This is a genomic window from Pseudomonas sp. LB3P93, assembly GCF_054898025.1.
Genome location: NZ_CM142713.1, coordinates 3,972,244 through 3,996,729, shown reverse-complemented (window position 1 = coordinate 3,996,729; position 24,486 = coordinate 3,972,244). Strand labels below are relative to the sequence as shown.

Below are 24,486 nucleotides of genomic sequence, written 5' to 3'. Positions count from 1 at the left end.
AAGACCGCGTTACGGCTAACTGCTTGGATCACTCTCCGGCGCGTTTGTTTAGCGCCTCTTCCGCCGCAGCAATTTCAGCCTGGCGCTTGACGATCAAATCCCCCATCGGCGGCCCCTGAAAACGTCGGGCTTCAAAGCCGAACCAGACGATGGCCGTCAGCACCAGGAAGCCGATGGTGATGTACAGCGCCCAATCGTTCGGTGGCTGGATGCCGATGATGAAGATGATCACCATCGAGAGGATCGAGAGGAGCGCGAACACGGTGTACCAGAAGCGTCCCATGTTCCACGGGCCCATGGTCGGCCACTTCGACGTCCCGTAGGCAAACAGGCCGAGGATGATGGGGATGACGAAGGAGAAGAACAGGAAGATCACCGTGCAGGACACGACGATGGTGTAGACCGGTGTTTCGCCGATCGAGATCACCGACGAGCCCCAGACGAACAGCACCGCGAGGGTAGCGCCGGTCCAGATTGCGGCCACCGGGCTGCGCAGGGTTGGCGAGACTGAGGCCAGTGCTTTGGAGAAGGGCAGGCCGCCGTCACGGGAGAACGCGAAGATCATGCGTGAGACCGAGGTCACGGTCGCCAGGCCGCAGAGGAATTGCGAGATGAAAATGGCCACGTACAGCGCCGTTTTTACCGTCGGGTTCACTTGCGTGTCCATCGCCCAGAAAAACACGCTCCAGCCATGCTTCGCGGCTTCGTCCATGCTCGGCAGCATCAGCACGAAGGAGCTGAGCATGACCCAGCCGAACAGCAACGACCAGACCACCGACATGACCATGCCGCGAGGCACGGACATGGCGGCGTTGCGGGTTTCTTCCGAGGTGTGCGCGGAGGCGTCATAGCCGGTGATGGTGTAGATCGGCAAGAGCAGGCCGAGCATGAAGATCCAGCCGTTCGAGACTTGTGGCCAGACGCTGCCGCCCGCTTCGCCGGAATAGTTGCCGAAGGTCCATAACCGGGCGAACTCATAGCTGGGCGCCGAGATCAGGCAGACGATGGTCAGCGCGAGTGCCGTGGCGAAGATCAGGTAGCCTGAGAAGTCGGTGAGCTTCGCGGTCAGGCCAATGCCCAGGTGGTTACACAAGGCCTGGATACCGGTCAGAATCGCGAGGAAAATCATCCGTGTCGTGATGGTGTCTTCCATGCCCAGTGCCGGTCCGAAGGCGCCGAAAAAGAAGTAGTAAGTGCCGACGTTGATCGCGCCGAGCACGGTCACCAGTCCCAACAGGTTGAACCAGGCCGTCAGCCAGCCGGTGAAGCGGTTACCGAGAATCGAGCCCCAGTGATAGAGGCCGCCAGCGGTGGGGTACGCTGAGGAGATCTGCGCCATGGCCATGGCGAAGACCCCGGAGATCAGGCAACCGATCGGCCAGCCGATGCCGATGGCCGCACCGCCTGCGCCGGAGGTGCCCTGGGCGAGTGAGTTGATGCCCCCCGAGAGGATGCAGATGATCGAAAAGGAAATGGCAAAGTTTGAGAAAACGCCCATGCGTCGCGAGAGCTGCTGGGCGTAGCCCATGCTGTGCAACACCTTGACGTCATCGTCTTGCGGCGCGCTCGTGCCGGGCTGACTTGCTGGATTCATGTTGTGTGCCCCTTCAGGTTTTGATACGCATCCATCCGGGTCCCGGATGGTCTGGCCTTCAACCCCTTGTCGTACTGCTCCTGTTTCCAACCCTGTCCACGCGCCGAGTGTTAGTCATGCGCCAGCACAGGCAACTGCTCTAGAGACGGCCGTGATACGCCGCGTCGAAAATCTGTGCCGCGCCGGCCCGCGTCAATGGCACCGGGTTGCCGCCGGCAGAAGGGTCGACAATTGCCATGTCCGCGATCAGATCGGCCTGGCGATCATCCACGCCCAACTCAACCAGCGTATGCGGCACGCCGATGTCCTTGCGCAGTTTGAGGATGAAGGCCAGAAAACTGTCGAACCCCGGCGAAGGCAGGCGTAAATAAGCCGCCAGGCGCGTGATACGCTCTTCGATGGCCGGGCGATTGAATTGCAATACATAGGGCATGAAGGTGGCGTTGGTCATGCCGTGATGGGTGTCGTACAGCGCGCCGACCGGATGCGAAAGGGCGTGCATGCCGCCCAGACCTTTTTGAAATGCAGTGGCGCCCATCGCGGCGGCGGCGAGCATTTGCGCGCGGGCATCAAGGTCGGAAGGCGTGTGGACGGCGCGCACCAGAGCGCTGGCCACCAGACGTATGCCTTCCACCGAGATGCCATCGGCCAGCGGGTGAAAACCGGGCGCGCAGTAGGCTTCCAGGCAATGCGCCAACGCATCCATGCCCGTGCCGGCGGTGACTTTTGCCGGCATGCCGACGGTCAGGGCCGGGTCGCTGATGACCACGCGCGGCATCATTTTCGGGTGGAAGATGATGCGTTTGGTGTGGGTACGCTCGTCGATGATCACGGCGGCGCGGCCGACTTCAGAACCTGTGCCTGCGGTCGTCGGCACCGCGATGACCGGGGCGATCTGGCTTTCGTCGGCGCGTGTCCAGTAGTCGCCGATGTCTTCGAAATCCCACACCGGTCGGGTCTGGCCGCTCATGAAGGCGATGAGTTTGCCCATGTCCAGGCCGCTGCCGCCGCCGAAGGCGACCACGCCATCGTGCTGGCCGGCGCGCCAGGCATCGAGCCCGCCCGCCAGGTTGGCTTCGACCGGATTGGGCTTGAGGTCGCAAAACAGCGCGACACCGAGGCCGGCAGCGCGCAAGGCGTCAACCGCTGCCGTGGTGATCGGGGCGCGGGCCAGGCCGCTGTCGGTGACCAGCAACGGTCGCTGGATACCCTGGCTGCGACAGACCTCGGCCAGCTCGCTGATGCGGCCGACACCGAAGCGAATGCTCGTGGGGTAGTTCCAGTTCCCGGTCAGGCTCATGGCTCAGATCTCGTGGCGCAAATGGAAGGATTTGGCTCGGGTCAGGTGTTCGTAACCCAGGCGCGACAGCGTCACGCCGCGCCCGCTGTTCTTCACGCCGGTCCAGGCCAGGGCCGGGTCGAGGTAATCGCAGCGGTTCATGAACACGGTGCCGGTGTCGATCTCGTTGCCCAGGCGTTCGGCGGCGGCGAGGTCTTGGGTCCAGAGGGAAGCGCTGAGCCCGAACTCGCTGTCGTTCATCAAGGCAATGGCTTCGTCGTCGCCGGCCACTGGCATGATGCCGACCACCGGACCAAAGCTTTCCTCACGCATCACCGACATGTGATGGTTGACGTCGACCAGCACCTGCGGCGCGAGGTAGGCGCTGCCCGGTGCGTCGAAGGGAAAGGCCTTTGGATCGATCAGCGCCTTGGCGCCCTTGGACAGCGCATCGGCGATTTGTCCGCGCACGAATTCAGCAGCGCCCGGGTTCACCAGCGGACCGAGTGTGGTGGCTTCGTCCAGTGGATTGCCCAGCACGTATTGATTCGTCAGTGCGACGAATCGCTCGACAAACGCCGGGTAGATTTTTGCATCGACATAGATTCGTTCGATGGCGCAGCAGCTTTGCCCCGAATTGAAGAAGCTGCCGTCCACCAGGTTTTCCACGGCGTGTTCGAGATTGGCGTCTGCGCGGACGTAGGCCGGATCCTTGCCGCCGAGTTCCAGGCCCAGGCCGAGGAAGCGGCCCGTGGCGGCGGTTTCCATGGCCTTGCCGGCGCCAACCGAACCGGTGAAGTTCACTTGGTGCACGCGGCCGGAGGCAATGATCTCGCCGGTCTGGCGATGATCGAGCAGCAGGTTCTGGAACAGTCCTTCGGGCAGATTGGCGCGGCGAAACGCTTCGGCGAACCGTTCACCCACCAGCAGCGTTTGCGAAGCGTGTTTGAGGATGACGCTGTTGCCGGCCATCAGCGCCGGAATGATCGTATTCACTGCCGTCAGATAGGGGTAATTCCACGGTGCGACGACCAGCACCGTACCGAGCGGTTCACGTTTGATATGCCTTCGAAAACCGGCGACAGGCGTGGGTTCCACCGCTGCCAGCGCTTCAGGCGCAATGGCGATCATATGCCGGGCACGCTCTTCGAAGCCGCGCAGTTCGCCCGCGCCAAAGCGCACAGGGCGGCCCATCTGCCAGGCCAGTTCCGGGACAATCTCGTCCTTCATGGCCAGCATCGCGTCCACCGCAGCACTGCAAAAATCGGCGCGTTCGCTCAGTGGCCGGCGTTTCCATTGCGTCTGGGCCGTTGCGGCAGCCGTCAATGCCTGCTCGATCTGTGCAGCATCGGCACAGCGACGTTCGGCGTAGACCCGACCATCGACCGGTGAAATGAGTTGAATCGTTGCAGTCATGATGGCGTTCTCAATAGCGCTCGAAACCGCGCTGCAATTCCCAGTCGGTGATGCGCCGGTCGTACTCTTTCTGCTCCCATTCGGCGGTGTGCACGTAGTGGTCGATCACTTCATCCCCGAACGCTTCACGCAGCATCGTTGAGTTCTGGAGTGCGGCGGTGGCTTCGCGAAGGGTTTTCGACACTTCAGGCAAGTGCTCGTCCACGTAAGCATCGCCTTCAAAGGGCGGCACGAGGTTGAGCTTCTCGTCGATACCGGCCAGCCCCGCGGCGATCAACGCAGCGAAGGCCAGATAAGGGTTGAGGTCGGCACCGCCGATGCGGCATTCGATGCGGATGGATTTGCTGCCTTCTGCGCACAGACGAAAGCCTGCGGTGCGATTGTCCCGACTCCAGACCGCCCGCGTCGGCGCGAACGTGCCGGCCTGAAAACGCTTGTAGGAATTGATATAGGGCGCGAGAAAGCAGGTGATGTCGTTGGCATATTTCAGCTGCCCGGCCACCCAGGCGCGCATCAGTTTCGACATGCCAAACTCAGCCTTGGCGTCGAAGAACAGCGGCTTCTTCGCGTTCTTGTCCCACAGCGAATTGTGGATGTGGCTGCTGGAACCGGCGGCGTCATACCGCCACTTGGCCATGAACGTGATCGCCTTGCCCTGCAACTGCGCGATCTCTTTGCAGGCGTGCTTGATGATGACGTGGTGGTCGGCCATGGTCAGCGCGTCGGCGTAACGGATGTTGATCTCTTCCTGGCCCGGCCCCCATTCACCCTTGGAGTTTTCCACGGGAATGCCGGAGGCTTGCAGATGTTTGCGAATCGCCCGCAGCACCGGCTCCTCGCGGGTGGTCTGGAGGATGTTGTAATCCTCGATGTAGTGGCCGGCGGTTTTTGGCTTGTGGTAGTTGCGCTCGTGGATGGCCTCGTAGCTTTCGTCGAACAGATAGAACTCAAGTTCAGAGGCGAACATGCCGGTGTAGCCGCGTTCGCGCAGGCGCTCGATCTGTTTTTTCAGGATCGCTCGCGGGCTGTGCGGCAGGTCGCGCCGATGGTGATGATCGAGCACGTCACACAGCACCAGCGCCGTGCACTCGAGCCAAGGCACTCGCCGTAACGTCGACATGTCGGGCTTGAGGACAAAGTCGCCATAGCCCTTGCTCCAACTGGCAGCGGCGTAACCCGGCACGGGTTCCATGTCGATGTCGTCGGCCAGCAAGTAATTGCAGCAGTGGGTTTCTTCATGGCCGCTGTCGATGAAAAACTCGACCTGGAATCGCTTGCCGACGAGTCGGCCTTGCATGTCGACCATGCACACCAGAACGGTATCGATCTCGCCGGAGGCGGCAGCACGCTTGAGTTGGTCAAAGCTGAGGAGGGGCTCGGTCATCACGTAGTCCTGCGTGAATGGGTTGGGCCGATCTGAAATAGCTGTTGCAGACGCTCTCCAGAAAACCCCAAAACCTGCAGACGCGAGCATCGTGTGCAATAAGCTGCTCTTAGCTTAGCTTAAGGCCGATAAACGCAAGTTTCGGTGATCGAAACTTGAGGAATCAGGCCGGGCTACTATCTGCTGGCGAGGACATCAGCGCTGGCGGTGTTGCCTGAGCTGCCTTCAAAGGCCTGAATCAAGGACTTACAAAGTGAATACGCCGGTCACCGGCATGTCTTGAAGCGTCTCCTATACTGATCCGCGTTGACCGGTTCAACACAGATCCCGAATGCCGTTGGAACAGCCACATTCGTTCTGACGGCTTCCCTACGGACTCACAGTCAGGAGAACGATCATGACCATCCGCATTGGCGACGAAGCGCCGGACTTTACCGTCGAAAGCACCGAAGGCACGCTGCATTTCCATGAGTGGATCGGCGACAAGTGGGCGATCCTGTTCTCGCACCCCAAGGACTTCACCCCGGTGTGCACCACTGAACTCGGTTATATGGCAGGGCTCAAGCCGGAGTTCGACAAACGCAACACCAAGGTCGTCGGGCTCAGCGTCGACCCGGTCAGCAATCATGCGAGCTGGGCCAAAGACATCGAAGAAACCCAGGGGCATGCGGTCAACTACCCCATGATCGGCGACGAGAACCTGGTGGTGGCCAAGCTCTACGACATGATCCATCCGAATGCCAGCGGCGGCGCCCGCACTGCCGTGGACAACGCTACGGTGCGGTCCGTATTCATCATCGGGCCGGACAAAAAGGTCAAGGCGATGCTCATCTACCCAATGAGTGCCGGACGCAACTTCGATGAAGTGCTGCGCCTGCTCGATGCACTGCAATTGAACGCCAAGCACACCGTTGCGACACCGGTTAACTGGCGTCCGGGTGAAGACGTGATCATTCCGACTTCGGTGTCCGACGAGGACGCGAAGAAGAAATACCCGGATGGTTTCAAAACGGTGAAACCTTATTTGCGCACGGTAGCGCAACCGAAGTAATCAATACGGAGCCCCTCAGCATGGCCGTCCAAGTCTTGCGCGTCGACGCAACGCACATCGACAAAATCGCCAGCCTCTTCGACGCTTATCGAGGCTTCTACGGCCAGCCCTCGAACCTTCCGCAATCCCGGGACTTCATCGCCGAACGCATCGCCCGGGATGAGTCCGTGATTTTCTTCGCATCGGACTCCATCGGCGATGCACTGGGGTTCGTCCAGTTGTACCCGACGTTTTCCTCCATCGACGCCCACCGGACCTGGCTGCTCAGCGACCTGTTCACTGCCCCCGAGGTCCGGGGGCAGGGCGTGGGGAGGTTACTGATGAACGCTGCCCGAGCCTTTGCGCTGTCAACAGGCGCCAAAGGCATGGTGCTGGAAACCGCCACGGATAATTTCACGGCGCAGCGGTTGTATGAGTCATTGGGTTACGTGCGCGACCCGGGTTATTACACCTACTGCCTCGATCTGAAACAGGGCTGACCAAAGCCCGCCGAACCCCATGTAGCAGCTGCCGAGCGGCGCGAGGCTGCGTTCGGCGACGCAGTCGTCGTAAAACCTGCGCATGCGGACATCCTGATGCACCGCGCGCCCTGATTTCACGACGACTGCGTCGCCGAACGCAGCCTCGCGCTGCTCGGCAGCTGCTACAGGGGCTCCGTGGTTACCCAGCTGGAACGTAGTGGCCCATCAACGCTGCGGCAACTTCCAGCGTCCACGCAATTGCTCATATTGCGCCTCAGGCATCTGCACCAGCATCGGAGACTCGCGAGGATCCAGCCACTCAAACAACCGCGAAATATCCCCCTGATCCATCGCCGTACACCCCAACGTAGGCGAGTCAGACCCCCGCCAGATATGGAAAAAGATGCACGAACCTGAACCCGGAGCCGCCGGTGTGTTGTGCTCGATGAAGATGCCCTTGCGATAACCATCCTCTTTGCGCATATGCTCAGAGCTATTCCAGTCCCTGGCTATCGCCGCCCCGTCGACCAGTTCGTTATAGCGTTTGGATGTGCTGTCATCCACGCATTCTGTGGTCGATGTAAGCGCAAAGTAAGGCAGTTTTGTCTCGGCCGTCGTGTCGTAGCCAAACGCCGTCCCAAGCTTGAAGATCCCGGCAGGCGCTTTTCCATCACCTTCACGTTTGACCGGTCCTTCACCGGCCTCAACGTTGCCCAAACCCTTGCCCCAAGCCATCCCGTTCTTGCCAACCACCACGGCAAACCCATCGCCGACTTTTCGAAAACTTCCCCCAGCCCGTTCATAACGCTGGGCAGTGCCCTGGATGTCATCCCAGTTTTTTGTGGTAACCACAATCAGCTGCTGACTGGTGTCCAGCACTTCGCTGGCACTCAGCGGCGTAATGGGAAAATCCATCACGTTTTTCGGCGCTCCCTCTCCACCAAAAGTGAAGTGCCACCACTCTTTCGAGTACCCGGCAAATCCCTCTTTTTCCATGGCGCTGGTGAGTCGCTGGCGATTTTCCTTCGCGGTCGCGTTGATGGTCGGGTTGGCGGTATGGGCGCGCTCATCGAAGCAATCGAACCCGGTGCCCATGTCGAGTGCTCCGTCATGCCAGCGCTGGGCGTAAGGCGCGGTGCAATCGCTTTGTGCCGCCGAGGGTGTCCAGGTGTCGGCGGGCAGTGCCTTGGGACCGGTCAGCGTCAGGTCCACGGTCGAGCCCCTGGAGTGATTCGACACCCGTGCCACATACCCCAGCCGCCAGAAGTCCTGTTTGTCCACGCGCGGATAGAACTCGGCCTTGCGCGGGTCGCCCGGCTCAGTCGCGAAGCGGCCCATATCGGCCACGGCCCGGCTGGGTCGATAGCAGTCGAACACTTTCAAGCCGTAGCCTTGTGATTGAAGTGCCTGTTGCACTCGGGCGAGGGCGTTGGCGGTGTCCAGCGACAGCAGGCACTCGGACGCGTCGTAACCGTCGAGTGAGTGTCCAGTGAAGTTGTGGGCGCTGGCGTAGCGAATGTCTTGTTCGATGGTCGGATCAATCGTGCGCAAATAGACCATGTTTTCGGGTCTGGGCTCGGCACGGGCCATGCCTGGAAAGATGATGCTCAGCAACAGCAGTGATCGCAGCCACGGGCGGCGGCGCGATTGAACCGGGAGTGGTAGCGAGGAGGGCATACGAACCTTCAGGTTTAAGCGCATGAAGTTTTTGTCGATTCAGGAGAACACTTCAAACGGATCTTAAACCATGAGTGCCTGTGTCTGGCTGATTCATGTCGGGGAACAAGAATTATGGGCGAAAGCAAAGGCGCCCGCGATGCTGTCACGGGCGCCACATTCAGGCCAGGTTTCAGGCCACCGGAATCATCGGGTCAGCCGCTGCCAGTGCGGTGGCACGATCGGCTGCCGGCGGGTAAATCCACTGGGTGTTGATCTGCGTCTTGAGCTCCTTGGCCTCGTCCTTGACCAGTTTGAGCTGGCGATCCCAGCCTTCAGTGAACACCGCGCCCCAGGCACCCAGGTCGAGGCAGGTTACGTACTTCGGCTGACGGTAAGGGGTCGGCTCGACACCCAGCAGATCCGCAGCAACGTTATTCCCGGCGTGGCGGCCCAGGGAGATCGCGTGCTGGCAGGACATCGCGGCGAAGTTGCCAAGGTCGTCGGTCGCGGCATAGGCGACGTCGCCGGCGGCATAGACGTGCTTCTGACCCAACACCTTCAGGTTTGCGTCGACGTGCAAGCGCCCTTGGGGATCGCGATCACTGGTCAAATGTTCGGTCAGGGGGCTGGCGCGGAAACCGACGGTCCAGATCACCGTTTGGCTCTCAATGTGGCGGCCATCAGCGAGGGTCACGCCGTTGGCGTCTACCGCCGCGACACTGGCGTTGACCACCCATTCGACGCCCAGGTGTTCGGACGCCTCGATGATCGATGGGCGAATCCCGTCACCCATCGTCGCGCCGATCTGCGGCGCACGGTCAATGATGATCACGCGCACGTCCTGATCGTTGCCGAGCACCGCCCGCAGGCGTGCCGGCATTTCGGTGCCGGTTTCGATACCGGTAAAACCGCCACCCGCGACCACCACTGTGTTACGGGCAACGCTGGCGGGGCGGTTCTTCAGGGATTTCAGGTGGTCTTCCAGGCGCACCGCGGCTTCGATTTGATCTACATCGAAGGCGTGTTCGGCAAGGCCTGGCACCTTCGGACGGGCTAACTGGCTGCCGGCCGCCAACACCAGACGGTCGTAGCTCAACGTGCCCTCGCGTCCGGTTTCATCGCGGTAGCCAACGGTCTTTGTCTGCTCGTCGATGCGCTCGACCATGCCTTTGACGAAACGCACACCCACCGAATCAAACAGCGCGTCCAGGGGCGCGAACATCTTGTGCACGTCGACTTCGTAGAAACGGGGACGTATGCGCAATTGCGCCTGGGGCGCCAGCAGGGTGATTTCCACGTCATTACGGTTGTGCATGTCCAACAGACGGGCCGCGCTCAATGCGCTCCATACACCACCGAACCCCGCGCCGATAACCAGAATTTGCTGTTTCATGATTTGTTCCTGAAAAGAAGTGGTCAATAGTCTTGAAGGTGTTCTTCAAGTTGGCGGGACGGTAGTCGTCCGCTGTGACGGCATGGTATTGACGGATTCTTCCGGGCGCACTTCTACATCGGTTCAGCAAAGTCATACTTCAGTGGGCGAAAGATATACCAAGGTATTAGCGGGAGGCGGCGAGCGATTTTTACAGTCATGTGGAGTGCTCCGTGACAGAGCCTGTTGTTATTACAAGATACGCGGACTTGAGGGTGGAATAGTCATACCAACGTATACCCCGCTAAGACCTAAGTGTTGAAGTCGCAGGGGCAACTGCGCGTCCTTGGGTATTACTGGGTATCGCCGGCATTCTCGAAATCGCATTTGCCTTCTACATGAAAAGGTCTGAAGGGTTCACGCGATTAATCCCCGGGCTGATTGCCGCGGCGACCGGTTTATCGAGTGTCTTTCTTCTTTCGCTTTCACTGAACTCACTGCCCGTAGGCACGGCCTACGCGGTCTGGACCGGCATCGGCGCGGCGGGCACCGCGATTCTGGGAATGGCAGTACTGGGCGACGCCACGACGGCGCTGAGTATCGGCTGCATCGTGCTGATTCTGGCCGGCGTGATCGGGCTCAGGCTGGTCTCGGGAAATTGATGAAGATGGCCGGTTCGGCGCCTAATGCCGATCAATTAAACCATTTCTGCGATCACGCAATTTGTGTAGCAGCTGGCGAAGCCTGCGTTCGGCTGCGAAGCAGTCGTGAAACCTGGGTTTGCGGTCCATCTGAAACACCGCATCGTCTGATTTCACGACTGCTTCGCAGCCGAACGCAGGCTTCGCCAGCTGCTACGGTTCGCGTTATGGCTTAACTGAGCGTCATCACTTTTTCGACGATTTACCGCTGCCGGGAACGTGCAGGTAAGCCATCACGCTTTCGGTCAATTCGGTCGCCAGCTTGACGGCTTCCTTGTTGCGCGCCATCACGCCCGCGACCAATCCTTCGATCAAGGCCAGCACTGCGATGTTGGAACTGGTCAGCACCGGATGGTCGGCCGGGGCAAACAGCGTGTGTTCGGCGATGTTGGTCAGCGGCGAGGCGGGTGAATCGGTGATGGCCAGTACCGAAGCGCCACGTTCGTTGGCGAAGCGGGCGAGTTGCAGGGTGTCGAGGGAATAACGCGGTAGAGAGATCGCCAGCAACACGTCCTGATCGGTGATCGCGGCCAGGCGGTAAGCGGCGTTTTCGTTGCCGCCCTCCATGCTGATGGCGGTGGCGTCCGCGCAGAAGGGCATCAGGGTCGAGGCGGCGAGGCCGGCAAAGTAGACACTGTTGCCAAAGCCCAGGATGTAGATTTTGCGCGCCTGGGTCAGGCAGGTGACGAACGCTTCAAAGGTCTCTTCATGGTTGTTGGTCGCCGCCGTGGCCAGGTTGCTGCTGGCGCTCTGGATCTGCTCGTGCAGGCCAAACGCGCCGTCCGGACGATGCGCCAGTTCGTTGCGCAGCTTGTCGACTGGCGACACCATCTGCTGCAACGTCGTGACCAGTTCTGCCTTCATGCCGGTGTAGCCACCCAGGTTCAGCGCCTTGGCCAAGCGGTTGACCGCGGCGGGCGAGGTGGACGTTTCGTGCGCCATCTCCTCGATCGTCAGCGTCGCGGCCTTCAGCGGATGACGCAGGATAAAATCCGCCACCTTGCGCAACGACGGCGGCAAATCGGCAACGATTTCCGCCAGTTTGCGCATCACCGGCGCGGCATAGACCGTGGTGTTTTTCGATGGGGTCGGCATATCCGGCTCAACAGTTCCTGAGTGCATGAGGTTGGCCGGAGTGTATCCGATGCCAACCGTTGGTGCGCAGCGCTGAAAGGTGCCTGCCGGATTATTTCAAGCTGCCGGCCAGAAACTGCTGCAGACGTTCGGACTGTGGATTGGCCAGCACTTCACGGGGGTTGCCGCGCTCTTCGACCAGGCCTTTGTGCAGGAACACCAGTTGATTGGAAACCTCGCGGGCGAAGCCCATTTCGTGGGTCACGACCACCATGGTGCGGCCTTCGAGGGCCAGGTCCTGCATGACTTTGAGCACTTCGCCGACCAGTTCCGGGTCAAGTGCTGAAGTCGGTTCGTCAAACAGCATCACTTCCGGCTCCATGGCCAGCGCGCGGGCAATCGCCACACGCTGCTGCTCACCGCCCGACATATGTGCCGGCCAAGCGTCCATGCGGTGCGCCACGCCGACTTTGTTCAGGTAATGCTCGGCCTTTTCCCGGGCTTCTTTCTTGCCCATGCCCAAGACATGCACCGGGGCTTCCATGACGTTTTCAAGGGCACTCATGTGCGACCACAGGTTGAAGTGCTGAAACACCATCGACAGCCGCGAACGCATGCGTTGCAACTGTTTGGGTTCGGCAGCCTTGAGCCCGCCGCGTTTGTTGGCCACCAGTTTGAGTGGCTCGCCATTGAGCACAATGTTGCCCGCGTTGGGCTGCTCCAGCAGGTTGATGCAACGCAGGAAGGTGCTTTTGCCGGAGCCGCTGGAGCCGATCAGGCTGATGACGTCACCGGCTTTCGCCTCCAGGGACACGCCCTTGAGCACTTCGTGGGTGCCGTAGCTTTTGTGCAGGTTCTGGATTTCAAGTTTGTACATGCTGTTCACTCTCTGGTGTCAGTCGCTGAGCAAGCGACCCTGGCGAATGAGGCGGGTGCCGGCGACTTTGGCCAGCCACAAACCGGGCTGGGCAAAACGCAGGCGTTCGCGGGCATAAAGGATGCCGTCGGTGCTGGCACGCACGATGCTGTGTTGATCGTTCAGCGGATCGAGCACTTCGAACAGCGGATCGCCAACCCTGACCCGGGCGCCCAGCGGTTGCAGAAAACTCACCACGCCGGGGTGCGGCGCATAGGCGTATTGCGTCCCGGCGAATGGCGTTGCTTCACACGCGGATAACGGAGCCTGGGGCCAGTCACCGCTGATCAGGCCTTGGTCGGCGAGATAGCCGAGAATCGCCTCGGCGCTGTCGACACATTGCTCACGCTCGGTGTCGGCCATGCCACGCAATTCGATGGTGGTGGCGACACACGCCATCGGAATGGCCGCTTCAGGAAACAGCTCGGCCAGGCGTAACCAAGGGATCGCGCAGGCTTCATCGAAGGCGCTGCCGCCGGCATCTTCGGCCAGCAGGGCGGCACCGGCACCCAGGCGAGCAGCCAATGAGCGCAAACGTGGCCAGTGTTGCGGCATGGCATAAAGCAGCATGATTGACTCGAAGTCGCAGTGCAGGTCCAGCACCACATCGGCGTCACACGCATGCTGCAGCAACAGGCGGCGCAGGCCATCGAGTTCCGAGGTGGCGGGCGGGATGTCGGCGAGGACATCGGCCATGGCGCGGCGGATCAGTGCGGTGTTGACGTCGGCATCATCGCCCAGTTGGCCTTTCACCATCGCGGCCACGGCTTCGGTCAACTCCGGGAAATCACGATTGAAGTTCTTGCCGCTGGAGAACTCGAAGCGACCCTGATGGGTGGCCTGGAACATCTGCGCAATACCAATCGGATTGGACATCGGCACCAACTCGACGACCCCGTTCAAGCGTCCTTGCTCTTCCAGCACCCGCAGACGCCGTTTGAGTTCCACCGCCACGCGCATTCCCGGCAATTCATCGGCATGCAGCGAGGCCTGGATGTACGCCTTGCGCGGCCCGCTGCCAAAACGAAACAGCGACAGGCGCCGTTCGGTGCCCGAAGCACTCCACGGCAACAGGTATTCAATGTGCTCCATAACAGCTCCTTAATGCTTGCGCGGTGCCAGATACGCCAGCCAGCGGCGCTCGGCCAGCTTGAACAGACGCACCAGAATGAAGGTCAGGGCCAGGTAGATGAGGCCGGCCGTGATGAACGCCTCGAACGGCAGATAAAACCGCGAGCTGACCGTTCGCGCGGCGCCAGTGATGTCCACCAGGGTGACGATCGACGCCAGGCTGGTGGTTTGCAGCATCATCAACACTTCGTTGCTGTACTGCGGCAGTGCCCGGCGCAAGGCCGACGGCAGCAAAATGCGGCGGTACAGGGTGAAGCGCGACATGCCCATGGCTTTGGCGGCTTCGATCTCGCCGTGGGCCGTTGATTTCAAACTGCCGGCCAGCAGTTCCGCGCTGTAGGCACTGGTATTGATCGCAAAGGCCAGGCAGGCGCAAAAGGTCGCACTGGAGAGGTAGGGCCAGAGCGCGCTTTCACGTACCGCTGCAAACTGCGCCAGGCCGTAATAGATCAGGAACAATTGCACCAGCATCGGCGTGCCGCGAATCACGTAGGTATAGAGCCAGGCCGGGAAGTTGATCAGCGGTGAACGGGACACCCGCATCAGTGCCAACGGGACCGCCAGCACCAGGCCAAACGCCAGGGAAATCAGCAGTACTTTGAGGGTCACCAGCGCGCCATTGAGATACAGCGGCAGGTTTTCCCAGATCAGGTTGTAGTCGAGAATCATCGGCGTAGTCCTCTCACAATTCGGCGGCTTTGATGCCGACCGAGTAGTGTTTTTCCAGATAGCGCAGCACCAGCAATGACAGGCTGGTCAGCATCAGGTACAGCGCCGCCACCGCGAGGAAAAACGTGAACGGTTCATGGGTGGCGTCCGCAGCGTTCTTGGCCTTGAACATCATGTCCTGCAAGCCGATCACCGAGATCAGCGCGGTGGATTTGGTCAGCACCAACCAGTTGTTGGTGAACCCGGGAATGGCGAAACGAATCATCTGCGGCACCAGAATCCGCCAGAACACCTGCGCGCCACTCATGCCATAGGCCATGCCGGCTTCGCCCTGACCTTTGGGGATAGCCATAAAGGCGCCGCGAAAGGTTTCCGAGAGGTAGGCGCCAAAAATGAAGCCCATGGTGCAGACGCCGGCGATAAAAGGATTGATGTCGATGTAGCGGGTGTAACCGAGCGCCAGGGCGATGCGGTTCACCAGATCCTGGCCGCCGTAGAAGATCAGCAGGATCAGCACCAGGTCAGGGATGCCGCGAATCAGGGTGGTATAGCCTTCGCCCAGCATCGCCAGCCATTTAAGCGGCGACAAACGAAAGGCTGCACCGATCAGGCCCAGGGCAATCGCCATGGCCATGGAGGTCAGGGCCAGATTTATAGTCAGCCAGGCGCCATCGAGAATGCTCGATCCGTAGCCGTGAAGCATGATGAAGTTCCTCAAGCGAGCGCCGAAAAGCGCGCGAGACAGACCCTGACGGCACCTGCAAACGGTCGCCGCCGGGGTTGCGGGTCAGCGTTTATTCGCCGTAGATATCGAAGGCGAAATACTTGTTCATCACTTGCTGGTACTTGCCATTGGCGCGGATCGCATCAATCGCTGCGCTGAGACGTGCAACGTTCACGCTGTCACCCTTGCGCACTGCGATCCCTGCGCCGCGTCCGAAGTATTTCGGGTCGTTGATGTCCGGTCCCGTCAGGGCGAAACCCTTGCCCGCCGGCGTTTTGATAAAGCTCTCATCGGTGTTGACGATGTCGGCGAGCGTGGCGTCCAGTCGGCCCGACGCCAGGTCGAGGAAGGCTTCATTTTGCGAGCCGTAACGCACCACCGCGACCCCGGCTTTTTCAAGCTGCTCGGTGGCGAAACGATCATAGGTCGAGGAGCGTTGCACGCCGACTTTCTTGCCCTTGAGATCAACCAGCGGGTCGTTGATCACATTGCCGGCCTTCATCGCGAACTTGCCCGGCGTGTGGTAGTACTTTTTGCTGAAGTCGACGGACTTCATGCGGTCTTCAGTGATCGACATCGACGACAGCACCGCATCGACCTTGCGCACTTTCAGCGACGGGATCATGCCGTCGAATTCCTGGATGACCCACTCGCATTTGACCTTCATCTCTTCGCACAGGGCGTTGCCGATGTCGTAGTCGAAACCACTGACGTTGCCCTCCGGCGTCTTGAAAGAGAAGGGCGGGTAGGCGGCTTCGATACCGATACGCAGGCTGTCTTCGTCGGCGTGTGCCAGGAAGCTTGCTGCGCACAGTGCCAGAGCGCCTAGAAGTTCTGTCTTGTTCATATTGTTGACTCCTGGGGGGGGGCGTTGGGGTGGTGCGGGTCACTGCCGTCCGATCTGGCGGTGGATCAGTCCTGATGATTTTGCGTGGCTATAAATGACACGTATTATTTCATAGCGCAAGATAGTGAAAAAAATCATATCAAAATTAGACGAATGGAATCAGGCAGAGTGATGTCACCCAGCCAGTCAATCAGGACGAAAAAGAGGCATTTTGCTGGCCCCGAAGCCTCGAAGTTGTCGCCAAAATCACTTCACTTTCAGGTGGTTAGGCGGAATGCAATTGCGAAGTGTATTTGTCATGATGATCTCGTTCGCCCTGGCCAGTGTTGCAGCCTCTGCCCTGGCCAGGGAATTGGCATCCAATGATCGGTATATGTGCAGCTGGGGGGCAGGGACGGCGGCGAGAGCCCAGGAACTCAAGTTGGCCGGGGTCTCTCTGTATGCCGCTCGTCAGAAGTTACAGGCTTACAAATTCAGCAAGGCGTGGATGCGCATGATGGCGATGGGCATCACCGAGCAGACCTACGACAGCAAGTCGCGGTTCAAGCCGGCGGATGTGCGTGAGAGTTTTTATGAGGAGTGCGTGCGGTACAAGTTGGCGCGTAAGTGAAAGAAGCGGCCTAAAGCCTGATGCCAGTCAGTTAAGCGGAACCTATTGTGGGAGCGGGCTTGCTCGCGAAGGCGGCAGCACATTCAACATTGATGTCCCCTGACACACCGCTTTCGCGAGCAAGCCCGCTCCCACAGGTTCCGCGGCGTTGATCAGGTGTTCGTTTCAGTTCAGACACTGCGCCCCGGCCTTGGCCACTTGCGCATCCTGCTCGGCTTTAACGCCGGACACACCCACCGCGCCAATCACCTGCCCATCGACAATAATCGGCACGCCGCCCTCAAGGGAGGTCAGCAACGGCGCTGACAAAAACGCGTGGCGGCCACCGTTGACCATCTCTTCATAACCTTTCGACTCACGCCGACCCAGGGCAGAGGTGCGGGCCTTTTCGGTGGCGATGTAGGCGCTGATGGGCGCGCAACCGTCGAGGCGTTCGAGGGCCAGAGGATGGCCGCCGTCATCGACAATCACGATGGTCACGGCCCATTGATTGTTCTGCGCTTCAGTGCGTGCGGCGCTGAGAATCTGACTGACTTCGGTCTGGCTCAGTACGGCTTTGCTTTTCATGGGAATACTCCAGGGCTCGAGGAGGGCAACGCGGCTTCGACCAGTTCGATCCAGTGGCGGACAGGGGTTCGGCCCGCACCGTCGAGGTGTGACTGACAGCCGATATTGGCCGTGACAATGACGTCGGGATGACCGCTTTCCAGCGCATTGAGTTTGTTGTCGCGCAGTTGTCGGGACAGCTCGGGTTGGGTCAGCGAATAGGTGCCAGCCGAGCCGCAACACAGGTGACTGTCGGGAACGAACGTGAGATTGAAACCCAGTTTCGTCAGCAGCGTTTCAACCGCACCGCCGAGTTTTTGCGCGTGCTGCAAGGTGCAGGGGCAATGGAACGCCAGGCGCTGATCGCTGCGGATGCCGAGTTTTTCCAGCGGCTCGTCGCGCAGTACTTCAACCAGATCCCTGGCCAGCGCACTGACCTTCCTGGCCTTCTCGGCATACGCCGGATCGGTGCTGAGCAGGTGGCCGTAGTCTTTGATAAAGGCACCGCAACCGCTGGCGGTTTGCACAATGGCCTCGGCACCTTGTTCGATGCTCGGCCACCACGCATCAATGTTGTGGCGGGCGCGATCAAGGCCCGCCGCCTGTGCGTCCAGGTGATAATCGACGGCGCCGCAGCAGCCGGCCTCGCGAGTCGGCGTGACACTGATCCCCAGTCGATCGAGGACGCGCGCGGTGGCCGCATTGGTGTTCGGCGACAGACTCCGCTGCACGCAACCTTCGAGCATCAGCACCTGCCGCGCATGGCGGGTGGTCGGGCGTTGCCTGGCCGGATACACGTGGCGCGGCAACTTGGCTTGCAGCGTGTTCGGCAGCAACGCACGGAACACCTGACCACTGCTGACCAGCGCTTTGAACAGTCCCGGATTGGGCACGACGCTGCGCAAGCCTTCGCGCAACAAGCGCTGCTCAAGTGAACGCGGCACGGCCGCATCGACCACCGCGCGGCCGATGTCGAGCAAGTTGTGATAGTCGACGCCCGAGGGGCAGGTGGTTTCGCAATTACGGCAAGACAGGCAGCGATCCAGATGCTGTTGGGTCTTCTGGGTGACCTCGTTGCCTTCCAGTACCTGTTTGATCAGGTAGATGCGCCCACGCGGCCCGTCCAGCTCATCGCCGAGCAATTGATAGGTCGGGCAGGTGGCATTGCAGAAACCGCAATGCACGCACGTACGCAGGATGCTTTCGGCTTCTTCGGCGCGGGGCAGTTGGCGGGCCTGTTCGCTCAAGGTTGTCTGCATGGGTCAAAGCTCCGCGTACAGGAGACCGGGGTTGAAGATGCCCCGTGGATCGAGTTGGTCCTTCAAGTTGCGGTGGTAGCGCATCAGTGCCGGGGGCAGCGGTTGGAACGGACTGTCGATCAGACCGTGGCTGTAGCAGGTCACATGCCCGCCGACCTCATCGACGACCTTGCGAATGAACGCTGCTTCCGCATCGGATTTGAGCCAGCGCTGGGCGCCGCCCCAGTCGATCATTTGCAGGCCGGGGAGGGAAAGCCGGGGCGTGTGGTGCGGGACGGACAGGCGCCAAAGCGGCTGGTCTTCATCAAAGAAACTTAAGCGATGTTCGTTGAGATCCGCCCAATACGAAGCCTCCAGCAACTCGCCACCCAATCGGTCGTGCGCCGCCTTCACCGAGCCTTCGCCACCCTCAAGTCGCAGGTGCAGGCGCTGACCGTCGTGACACGCGGCGCTGATCGGCAGCGGTTGCTGCCCCCATTCCGCGAGGCGCAGCAAGGCGCGATCGCTGTCCATCTCAAGGCTGATGCTTAGAGCTTGCCGAGGTTTGGGCAGGACTTTGAGCGAGACTTCGGTGATCACACCCAACGAGCCATAACTGCCGGCCATCAAGCGCGACAGGTCGTAGCCGGCAACGTTTTTCATGACTTCGCCGCCGAAGCGCAAATGCTTGCCGTGACCAGTGATGACCCGTGTCCCGAGGACGAAGTCCCTGACCGATCCTGACCACGGGCGCCGTGGTCCGGACAGCCCAGTGGCAATCATCCCGCCCACCGTGGCGCCGTCACCGAAGGAGGGCGGTTCGCACGGCAGCATCTGCTGCGCCGCGTCCAACACCTCGGCCAGTTCTGCCAACGGTGTGCCGCAGCGTGCGGTGATCACCAGTTCGGTCGGGTCGTAGCTGACGATGCCGCGGTGGCTGCGTGTGTCGAGTACTTCACCCGCCGCGATGCGCCCAAGAAACGCCTTGCTGTTGGAACCCTGGATGCGCAGCGGCGTAGAGTTTTGCAGCGCCTGGTTGACCTGCTCCAGCAATGCGCCGCTGTCATCGATATCGTGTTCGCTGCGCATCAGAAACGCTCCAGGTCCGGGAAGGGCAACTGACCCATATGAACGTGCATCGCGCCGAACTCGGCGCAGCGGTGCAAGGTGGGAATGTTCTTGCCGGGATTGAGCAGGCCGCCCGGATCGAACGCGGCTTTGACGGCATGAAACAGCGTCAGCTCATCACTGTTGAACTGCGCGCACATCTGATTGATTTTCTCGCGGCCGACCCCGTGTTCACCGGTGATGCTGCCGCCGACTTTCACGCACAACTCCAGAATCTTGCCACCCAGGGCTTCGGCGCGATCGAGTTCGCCGGGTTGGTTGGCATCGAACAGAATCAGTGGATGCATGTTGCCATCGCCGGCGTGGAAAACGTTGGCCACGCGCAGGTCGTACTCGGCCGACAGCGCGGCAATCGCTTGCAGCACGCCGGGCAGTTCGCGGCGCGGAATCGTCCCGTCCATGCAGTAATAATCCGGCGAGAGGCGGCCCACCGCTGGGAACGCATTCTTGCGCCCGGCCCAGAAGCGCACGCGTTCCGCCTCATCCAGGGCCTGGCGGACTTCGGTGGCGCCGGCCTGTTCCAGCACCTGGCGCACGCGATCGCAGTCATCGTGAACGTCGGCTTCAACACCATCGAGTTCGCACAGCAGAATGGCTTCGGCGTCGACCGGATACCCCGCGTGGATAAAGTCTTCGGCGGCGCGAATGGCCAGGTTGTCCATCATTTCCAGGCCGCCGGGAATGATGCCAGCGGCAATAATGTCGCCTACCGCGCGCCCCGCTTTTTCCACGGAATCGAATGCTGCCAGCAGCACTTTGGCGGTCTGTGGTTTGGGCAACAGTTTGACCGTGACTTCGGTGATCACCCCCAGCATGCCTTCGGAACCGGTGAACAACGCCAGCAGATCAAACCCGGGCGAGTCGAGCGCTTCGGAACCCAGGGTCAGGTGTTCGCCATCGACGGTGAGGATGTCGACCTTGAGCAGGTTGTGCACCGTCAGACCGTATTTCAGGCAATGCACGCCACCGGCGTTTTCCGCCACGTTGCCGCCAATGGAACAGGCGATCTGGGAGGAGGGGTCCGGCGCGTAGTACAAGCCGAACGGCGCGGCGGCCTGGGATATCGCCAGATTGCGCACGCCCGGCTGAACCCGCGCCGTGCGCGCGGCGGGGTCGATGTGCAGGATGTTATTGAAGCGCGCCATCACCAGCAGCACGCCTTTCTCGAGCGGTAATGCACCGCCGGACAAACCGGTGCCGGCACCGCGAGCGACCACCGGGACGTGAAACTCATGACAGAGTTTCAGCACGCCCTGGACTTCGTCGATATGACGCGGCAGCACCACCAGCATCGGCGTGGTGCGGTAAGCGGACAGTCCGTCGCATTCGTACGGTTTGAGTTCTTCCTGCTGATGCAGGACTTCCAGGTCTGGCAAGCGAACGTGCAGCGCTTGCAGCAGGGCCGCTCTGTCGACATCAGGCAGAACGCCGTCGACGCGTTCGTCGTAGAGGATGTTCATAGGCGGTTCACGACCCTCAGTTGTTTTTATTAGAGGTCTGTTTCCGGTGACAGCTGACTTGCATCATTGGCCCGACGCGTCCTACTGTCCATGTGTTGTTCGACTGGTCGAACCAGTTCCTCAGGGGCTATTTCTTTACTTCTGGTAAAAATAGTTGGTTAAACATGCAGTTAAGGTTGTATTCGAGCGAATGGGGTTTTACCGGCGAGGCTGGTCATACCAGTTGGAGGTTCGATGGGCAGTGCGCAAATGACCCGTAATCCACAAGTTGCAGACGTGGTGTGTGAACGCATAGAACGCCTGATCGTGGACGGGGTACTGAAGACCGGGCAGTTGTTGCCTTCGGAACGGCGCCTGACCGAAAAACTCGGTGTATCCCGCACGGCGCTTCGCGAGGGGCTGAAGTTGTTGCGCGCCCGGGGGATCATTAACACGGAGCAGGGAAAGGGATCGTTTGTGGCGGATTTGTCGGGCCATGGTGCCACGTCGCCGCTGATGCACCTGTTCAGCTCACAACCGCGCACGCTTTACGATTTGTTCGAAGTCCGCAGCCTGCTTGAGGGCGAGTCCGCTCGCCTGGCCGCATTGCGTGGGACCGAAGCGGATTTTGTCCTCATCACCCGAAGCTACGAAGCGTTGCTCGATGCTCACACGCGGTCGATGGAGGCGAGCGAACACGCCCGACTGGATCATGCGTTTCATCTGGCGATCTGCGAGGCCTCGCACAACCCGGTGCTGGTGCAAACCTTGCGCTCGCTGACAGACTTGCTGCTCAACACTGTGTTTGCCTCGGTCAACAACCTCTACCACCGCGCACCGCAAAAGCGCCAGATCGACCGACAGCATGCCCGGCTTTACAACGCCGTCACCGGCCGCATGCCGGAGCAGGCGCGCAAGGCCGCCATCGCGCATATCCAGAGTATCTGCGAGAACCTCAGGGAGATTGAACGCGAGGAGCAGCGTCTGGTCCGTGCCACGCTGCGGCTTGAAGGGTGGGCGTGAGGTATCCCGTTTTTCAGTGATGGCCTTTTACTATTGCCGGCAACGCTCTAGAATTCGCGCCAGCCCTCCGAATGGAGGCGCTATGCCATCATTTAAGGGAGTTGTCATGCAATTTGGGAAAATTCTAGGGTTAGCCTTGGTGCTCGGGCTAAGTGGTTGCGCCAGCTTCACCAAAGATGAAGTCGCTCCGGTCAATTTGCCGTCGATGTCCAGTTATTCGAACAAACCGAACGTCTACGTAGACTTCGATTTCTATCAAGGCGAGCCAAAAAGCGCTTCGGCCGTTGAAATGCCGCAAGCACGCGACATGCTAAAGCCTGAGCTGCAAAAAGTACTGACCGATTCCGGCCTTTTCGGTCGCGTCACACTGGACGAGTTCCAGAAACAGCCAGGTGATTACAATCTGCGCCTGAAGGTTTACAACCATCCACCGGGCGGTGGTCAGTTGGTCATGGCATTTATCAGTGGCCTGACGTTTACCGTCATCCCGACACTGGCAACCGACCAATACACCATGAGTCTGGAGACGCTGGATTCGCAAGGGCAGACGCTGACTAATGCGAGCAACCATGACGGAATCAATACCTGGATGGGCATCTGGTTCGTGCCGTTGATGGCCAACACACCTAAAGAGGCAATCAGCGATACCTTCAGCCGCCAGGTCAATGCGCTGCTCAAGCAAGTGGTCGAGAGCAAAAGCCTCAAGTACTCGGCACTCGATGCAAACGTGCCGCGGGCCTGACAAAAAACAAGAGCCGCACAAGCGGCTCTTTTTTTGCCCTTACTTGAGGGCTTGAATGAACTGCGGGTCGCTGTACAACGTCTTCAGCAAATCACGCACCATCGGGTTGTAGGCATTGGCGGCATTGGGGATCGCAATGGCACCGAAAAAGCTGCTGTCCCACTGGCGGCTGACATCCTTGGTCGCGTCGTAAACCACCTCGTTGCCCTTGAGCAACGTAAAGCGTGCAGCAAGCTGGCCCGTGCCAGTGCCCATGCCTGCGGTCAGCTCATTCTTGACCACCAGCACATCCAGATGTCGCTGAGCCTGTGGGTTCAGCAAGCCCGCCCGGCCCAGCTCTTCGGTAATCGCATCCTGTATATGTTGCGTGATGCTGCCGCTCGGCGAACTGATCGGGTTGGCCCGCACGGACAATGAACCCTGACCGGCATCCGCCTTGACCTGAGCATTGCTGATCGATTGCAGGGGCGGGGACTGCTTGAGCTGTTGGACGTTTTCGAAGCTCGGCTCGTAACGGGTCATGGTCACGCCACAACCTTGCAGCAACACGGCGAACAGGGGGACTAGCAGTAGAAATTTTTTCACGGCGTTTCCTTGCGTGAGTGTTTACGGGGGCAGGATTATCGACTGATGGCAGATGGCTAGCAACTGGCTTTTAACGTCGGTCAGAGATGCATTGCGCACTTGTCCGGCAGCCGACAAAAACGGATGCTTTATTAAAAGCACCCGTTTTATGGGGGACGTGATTCGATTTCGCTAACCCTCAAGCTTCGTCTCTGGACAAATCCGAGGTCCTGTTCATGACGATTATTGCGTCACCTCCACCCAAAGAGGTCGCCTTGCGCGGCCAGCGCGCTTTGAGAAATCGATCCTTGCCTACCCATGTCAGGCACACCTTGTCCGTTTGATTGCCGCCCAGAATCCGATACGCCTTACTATCCTCGCCGGTATAAAACCCGACATGGCCTTTGCCGCTGCTTTTTGATTCACGCCAGAACACCATCACCGCCCCCAGCCGTGGCACCGTCGATTCGCCAAATTTTTCCCATTGCCGCGCACCCAGGGGATTGGAAGGAAGCACTTCTTCGGGCATCGTCGAACCCACGCAATGCGCGACAAAAAGTCCGCACCAAGGCACCTCGTCCCCGGCATAGTGAAGGTCAAGATCGTCGGCCCAATCCAGAATGGTGGGATTGTCCTTGGCGCCAAGAACTTCCCGGGTGCCGATCAAATTTTCTGCTTCCGCCAGCCACGGCAATAGCGGGCCCGCCGGCACATGGTCGACATCTGAAAACAAGGCGGCAGAGGTTCTGGGGCCGACGATGCCATCCACCTCAAGTCCAACGCTTTCTTGAAAAGCTTTTACCGCGGCGATGGTTCTGCGCCCCCAGATTCCATCCACTTCGCCGGGAAAAAAGCCGTCGGCAATCAGCGCTTGCTGAATACTTCTTACGGTTTCACTGCTCATATCAACCTCCAGAC

At 60.1% G+C, this 24,486-nt stretch carries 24 protein-coding genes; 6 read left to right on the top strand and 18 right to left on the bottom strand.

Features of this window, described 5'->3' with window-relative positions:
• Positions 1 to 28: 28 nt before the first annotated feature.
• From ACYZT8_RS18165 to ACYZT8_RS18150, 4 genes are all read right to left on the bottom strand, one after another.
• The gene (locus ACYZT8_RS18165) at positions 29 to 1,594 is read right to left on the bottom strand and encodes an amino acid permease (RefSeq protein WP_461974783.1); all 1,566 of its coding nucleotides are present in this window, start codon (positions 1,592 to 1,594) and stop codon (positions 29 to 31) included.
• A 139-nt stretch (positions 1,595 to 1,733) separates the two neighbouring features.
• Positions 1,734 to 2,894 carry an iron-containing alcohol dehydrogenase gene (locus ACYZT8_RS18160; RefSeq protein WP_461974781.1) on the bottom strand — a complete coding sequence of 387 codons (1,161 nt, stop codon included), beginning with the start codon at positions 2,892 to 2,894 and terminating at the stop codon, positions 1,734 to 1,736.
• Positions 2,895 to 2,897: 3 nt separating this feature from the next.
• Positions 2,898 to 4,289: an aldehyde dehydrogenase family protein gene (locus ACYZT8_RS18155; RefSeq protein ID WP_461974779.1), complete on the bottom strand. Its 1,392-nt coding sequence runs from the start codon at positions 4,287 to 4,289 to the stop codon at positions 2,898 to 2,900.
• 10 nt (positions 4,290 to 4,299) lie between these two features.
• Entirely contained in the window at positions 4,300 to 5,673 is a 1,374-nt protein-coding gene (locus ACYZT8_RS18150; RefSeq protein WP_461974777.1) for a glutamine synthetase family protein, read from the bottom strand.
• A gap of 397 nt (positions 5,674 to 6,070) precedes the next feature.
• Between ACYZT8_RS18150 and ACYZT8_RS18145 the strand changes: the two genes are divergently transcribed.
• Complete coding sequence (locus ACYZT8_RS18145; RefSeq protein ID WP_403104202.1) at positions 6,071 to 6,724, top strand: peroxiredoxin; 654 nt, start codon at positions 6,071 to 6,073, stop codon at positions 6,722 to 6,724.
• A gap of 20 nt (positions 6,725 to 6,744) precedes the next feature.
• Positions 6,745 to 7,203, top strand: a complete 459-nt coding sequence (locus tag ACYZT8_RS18140) for a GNAT family N-acetyltransferase (RefSeq protein WP_461974775.1) — start codon at positions 6,745 to 6,747, stop codon at positions 7,201 to 7,203.
• Between the two features lie 207 nt (positions 7,204 to 7,410).
• Here ACYZT8_RS18140 and ACYZT8_RS18135 read toward each other — a convergent pair whose 3' ends face one another.
• The gene (locus tag ACYZT8_RS18135; protein WP_461974773.1) at positions 7,411 to 8,862 is read right to left on the bottom strand and encodes a M15 family metallopeptidase; all 1,452 of its coding nucleotides are present in this window, start codon (positions 8,860 to 8,862) and stop codon (positions 7,411 to 7,413) included.
• Positions 8,863 to 9,034: 172 nt separating this feature from the next.
• Positions 9,035 to 10,237, bottom strand: coding sequence for an NAD(P)/FAD-dependent oxidoreductase (locus ACYZT8_RS18130; RefSeq protein ID WP_461974771.1), 1,203 nt, complete (start codon positions 10,235 to 10,237; stop codon positions 9,035 to 9,037).
• 377 nt (positions 10,238 to 10,614) lie between these two features.
• On the opposite strand from ACYZT8_RS18130, the gene ACYZT8_RS18125 reads away from it, so the two are divergent.
• Complete coding sequence (locus ACYZT8_RS18125) at positions 10,615 to 10,878, top strand: DMT family transporter (protein ID WP_461974769.1); 264 nt, start codon at positions 10,615 to 10,617, stop codon at positions 10,876 to 10,878.
• A gap of 225 nt (positions 10,879 to 11,103) precedes the next feature.
• On the opposite strand, the gene ACYZT8_RS18120 is transcribed toward ACYZT8_RS18125, so the two are convergent.
• The 6 genes from ACYZT8_RS18120 to ACYZT8_RS18095 all read right to left on the bottom strand — a co-directional run bounded on the left by ACYZT8_RS18120 (position 11,104) and on the right by ACYZT8_RS18095 (position 16,278).
• A complete protein-coding gene (locus ACYZT8_RS18120) occupies positions 11,104 to 12,012 on the bottom strand; it encodes a MurR/RpiR family transcriptional regulator (RefSeq protein ID WP_461974767.1) in 909 nt (302 codons plus the stop codon).
• A 91-nt stretch (positions 12,013 to 12,103) separates the two neighbouring features.
• Positions 12,104 to 12,868 carry an ABC transporter ATP-binding protein gene (locus ACYZT8_RS18115; RefSeq protein ID WP_461974765.1) on the bottom strand — a complete coding sequence of 255 codons (765 nt, stop codon included), beginning with the start codon at positions 12,866 to 12,868 and terminating at the stop codon, positions 12,104 to 12,106.
• Positions 12,869 to 12,886: 18 nt separating this feature from the next.
• On the bottom strand, positions 12,887 to 13,999 hold the full coding sequence (locus tag ACYZT8_RS18110) for a succinylglutamate desuccinylase/aspartoacylase family protein (protein WP_461974763.1): 1,113 nt from the start codon (positions 13,997 to 13,999) through the stop codon (positions 12,887 to 12,889).
• A gap of 9 nt (positions 14,000 to 14,008) precedes the next feature.
• Positions 14,009 to 14,707 (bottom strand): ABC transporter permease, encoded by a 699-nt coding sequence (locus ACYZT8_RS18105; protein ID WP_461974761.1) that lies wholly within the window; start codon positions 14,705 to 14,707, stop codon positions 14,009 to 14,011.
• 13 nt (positions 14,708 to 14,720) lie between these two features.
• Complete coding sequence (locus ACYZT8_RS18100; protein WP_461974759.1) at positions 14,721 to 15,410, bottom strand: ABC transporter permease; 690 nt, start codon at positions 15,408 to 15,410, stop codon at positions 14,721 to 14,723.
• A gap of 91 nt (positions 15,411 to 15,501) precedes the next feature.
• Positions 15,502 to 16,278: an ABC transporter substrate-binding protein gene (locus tag ACYZT8_RS18095; protein WP_461974757.1), complete on the bottom strand. Its 777-nt coding sequence runs from the start codon at positions 16,276 to 16,278 to the stop codon at positions 15,502 to 15,504.
• A 274-nt stretch (positions 16,279 to 16,552) separates the two neighbouring features.
• Between ACYZT8_RS18095 and ACYZT8_RS18090 the strand changes: the two genes are divergently transcribed.
• Positions 16,553 to 16,888: a hypothetical protein gene (locus ACYZT8_RS18090; RefSeq protein ID WP_461974755.1), complete on the top strand. Its 336-nt coding sequence runs from the start codon at positions 16,553 to 16,555 to the stop codon at positions 16,886 to 16,888.
• A 165-nt stretch (positions 16,889 to 17,053) separates the two neighbouring features.
• Here ACYZT8_RS18090 and ACYZT8_RS18085 read toward each other — a convergent pair whose 3' ends face one another.
• From ACYZT8_RS18085 to glcD, 4 genes are read right to left on the bottom strand one after another with little or no spacing between them, the layout of a single operon-like run.
• Positions 17,054 to 17,455 carry a heme-binding protein gene (locus ACYZT8_RS18085; RefSeq protein ID WP_461974753.1) on the bottom strand — a complete coding sequence of 134 codons (402 nt, stop codon included), beginning with the start codon at positions 17,453 to 17,455 and terminating at the stop codon, positions 17,054 to 17,056.
• On the bottom strand, positions 17,452 to 18,693 hold the full coding sequence (gene glcF, locus ACYZT8_RS18080; RefSeq protein WP_461974751.1) for a glycolate oxidase subunit GlcF: 1,242 nt from the start codon (positions 18,691 to 18,693) through the stop codon (positions 17,452 to 17,454). Before glcF ends, ACYZT8_RS18085 begins: the two co-directional genes overlap by 4 nt.
• Before the next feature lie 3 nt (positions 18,694 to 18,696).
• Complete coding sequence (gene glcE, locus ACYZT8_RS18075; protein WP_461974749.1) at positions 18,697 to 19,761, bottom strand: glycolate oxidase subunit GlcE; 1,065 nt, start codon at positions 19,759 to 19,761, stop codon at positions 18,697 to 18,699.
• Positions 19,761 to 21,260, bottom strand: a complete 1,500-nt coding sequence (glcD, locus tag ACYZT8_RS18070; protein WP_461974747.1) for a glycolate oxidase subunit GlcD — start codon at positions 21,258 to 21,260, stop codon at positions 19,761 to 19,763. Before glcD ends, glcE begins: the two co-directional genes overlap by 1 nt.
• Before the next feature lie 234 nt (positions 21,261 to 21,494).
• Between glcD and glcC the strand changes: the two genes are divergently transcribed.
• Together glcC and ACYZT8_RS18060 are read left to right on the top strand one after the other, a co-directional pair.
• Positions 21,495 to 22,262 carry a transcriptional regulator GlcC gene (gene glcC / locus ACYZT8_RS18065; RefSeq protein ID WP_461974745.1) on the top strand — a complete coding sequence of 256 codons (768 nt, stop codon included), beginning with the start codon at positions 21,495 to 21,497 and terminating at the stop codon, positions 22,260 to 22,262.
• Positions 22,263 to 22,368: 106 nt separating this feature from the next.
• Positions 22,369 to 23,004: a hypothetical protein gene (locus ACYZT8_RS18060; RefSeq protein WP_461974744.1), complete on the top strand. Its 636-nt coding sequence runs from the start codon at positions 22,369 to 22,371 to the stop codon at positions 23,002 to 23,004.
• A 39-nt stretch (positions 23,005 to 23,043) separates the two neighbouring features.
• On the opposite strand, the gene ACYZT8_RS18055 is transcribed toward ACYZT8_RS18060, so the two are convergent.
• Entirely contained in the window at positions 23,044 to 23,589 is a 546-nt protein-coding gene (locus ACYZT8_RS18055; protein WP_461974742.1) for a hypothetical protein, read from the bottom strand.
• Between the two features lie 178 nt (positions 23,590 to 23,767).
• Positions 23,768 to 24,472, bottom strand: coding sequence for an NlpC/P60 family protein (locus ACYZT8_RS18050; protein ID WP_461974740.1), 705 nt, complete (start codon positions 24,470 to 24,472; stop codon positions 23,768 to 23,770).
• Positions 24,473 to 24,486: the final 14 nt, after the last annotated feature.

What these genes read in the sequence shown, in the direction of transcription:
- ACYZT8_RS18165 (WP_461974783.1), bottom strand. Translation starts at nt 1,594, where the DNA reads ATGAATCCAGCAAGTCAGCCCGGCACGAGCGCGCCGCAAGACGATGAC.
- ACYZT8_RS18160 (WP_461974781.1), bottom strand. Translation starts at nt 2,894, where the DNA reads ATGAGCCTGACCGGGAACTGGAACTACCCCACGAGCATTCGCTTCGGT.
- ACYZT8_RS18155 (WP_461974779.1), bottom strand. Translation starts at nt 4,289, where the DNA reads ATGACTGCAACGATTCAACTCATTTCACCGGTCGATGGTCGGGTCTAC.
- ACYZT8_RS18150 (WP_461974777.1), bottom strand. Translation starts at nt 5,673, where the DNA reads ATGACCGAGCCCCTCCTCAGCTTTGACCAACTCAAGCGTGCTGCCGCC.
- ACYZT8_RS18145 (WP_403104202.1), top strand. Translation starts at nt 6,071, where the DNA reads ATGACCATCCGCATTGGCGACGAAGCGCCGGACTTTACCGTCGAAAGC.
- ACYZT8_RS18140 (WP_461974775.1), top strand. Translation starts at nt 6,745, where the DNA reads ATGGCCGTCCAAGTCTTGCGCGTCGACGCAACGCACATCGACAAAATC.
- ACYZT8_RS18135 (WP_461974773.1), bottom strand. Translation starts at nt 8,862, where the DNA reads ATGCCCTCCTCGCTACCACTCCCGGTTCAATCGCGCCGCCGCCCGTGG.
- ACYZT8_RS18130 (WP_461974771.1), bottom strand. Translation starts at nt 10,237, where the DNA reads ATGAAACAGCAAATTCTGGTTATCGGCGCGGGGTTCGGTGGTGTATGG.
- ACYZT8_RS18125 (WP_461974769.1), top strand. Translation starts at nt 10,615, where the DNA reads ATGAAAAGGTCTGAAGGGTTCACGCGATTAATCCCCGGGCTGATTGCC.
- ACYZT8_RS18120 (WP_461974767.1), bottom strand. Translation starts at nt 12,012, where the DNA reads ATGCCGACCCCATCGAAAAACACCACGGTCTATGCCGCGCCGGTGATG.
- ACYZT8_RS18115 (WP_461974765.1), bottom strand. Translation starts at nt 12,868, where the DNA reads ATGTACAAACTTGAAATCCAGAACCTGCACAAAAGCTACGGCACCCAC.
- ACYZT8_RS18110 (WP_461974763.1), bottom strand. Translation starts at nt 13,999, where the DNA reads ATGGAGCACATTGAATACCTGTTGCCGTGGAGTGCTTCGGGCACCGAA.
- ACYZT8_RS18105 (WP_461974761.1), bottom strand. Translation starts at nt 14,707, where the DNA reads ATGATTCTCGACTACAACCTGATCTGGGAAAACCTGCCGCTGTATCTC.
- ACYZT8_RS18100 (WP_461974759.1), bottom strand. Translation starts at nt 15,410, where the DNA reads ATGCTTCACGGCTACGGATCGAGCATTCTCGATGGCGCCTGGCTGACT.
- ACYZT8_RS18095 (WP_461974757.1), bottom strand. Translation starts at nt 16,278, where the DNA reads ATGAACAAGACAGAACTTCTAGGCGCTCTGGCACTGTGCGCAGCAAGC.
- ACYZT8_RS18090 (WP_461974755.1), top strand. Translation starts at nt 16,553, where the DNA reads ATGCAATTGCGAAGTGTATTTGTCATGATGATCTCGTTCGCCCTGGCC.
- ACYZT8_RS18085 (WP_461974753.1), bottom strand. Translation starts at nt 17,455, where the DNA reads ATGAAAAGCAAAGCCGTACTGAGCCAGACCGAAGTCAGTCAGATTCTC.
- glcF (WP_461974751.1), bottom strand. Translation starts at nt 18,693, where the DNA reads ATGCAGACAACCTTGAGCGAACAGGCCCGCCAACTGCCCCGCGCCGAA.
- glcE (WP_461974749.1), bottom strand. Translation starts at nt 19,761, where the DNA reads ATGCGCAGCGAACACGATATCGATGACAGCGGCGCATTGCTGGAGCAG.
- glcD (WP_461974747.1), bottom strand. Translation starts at nt 21,260, where the DNA reads ATGAACATCCTCTACGACGAACGCGTCGACGGCGTTCTGCCTGATGTC.
- glcC (WP_461974745.1), top strand. Translation starts at nt 21,495, where the DNA reads ATGGGCAGTGCGCAAATGACCCGTAATCCACAAGTTGCAGACGTGGTG.
- ACYZT8_RS18060 (WP_461974744.1), top strand. Translation starts at nt 22,369, where the DNA reads ATGCAATTTGGGAAAATTCTAGGGTTAGCCTTGGTGCTCGGGCTAAGT.
- ACYZT8_RS18050 (WP_461974740.1), bottom strand. Translation starts at nt 24,472, where the DNA reads ATGAGCAGTGAAACCGTAAGAAGTATTCAGCAAGCGCTGATTGCCGAC.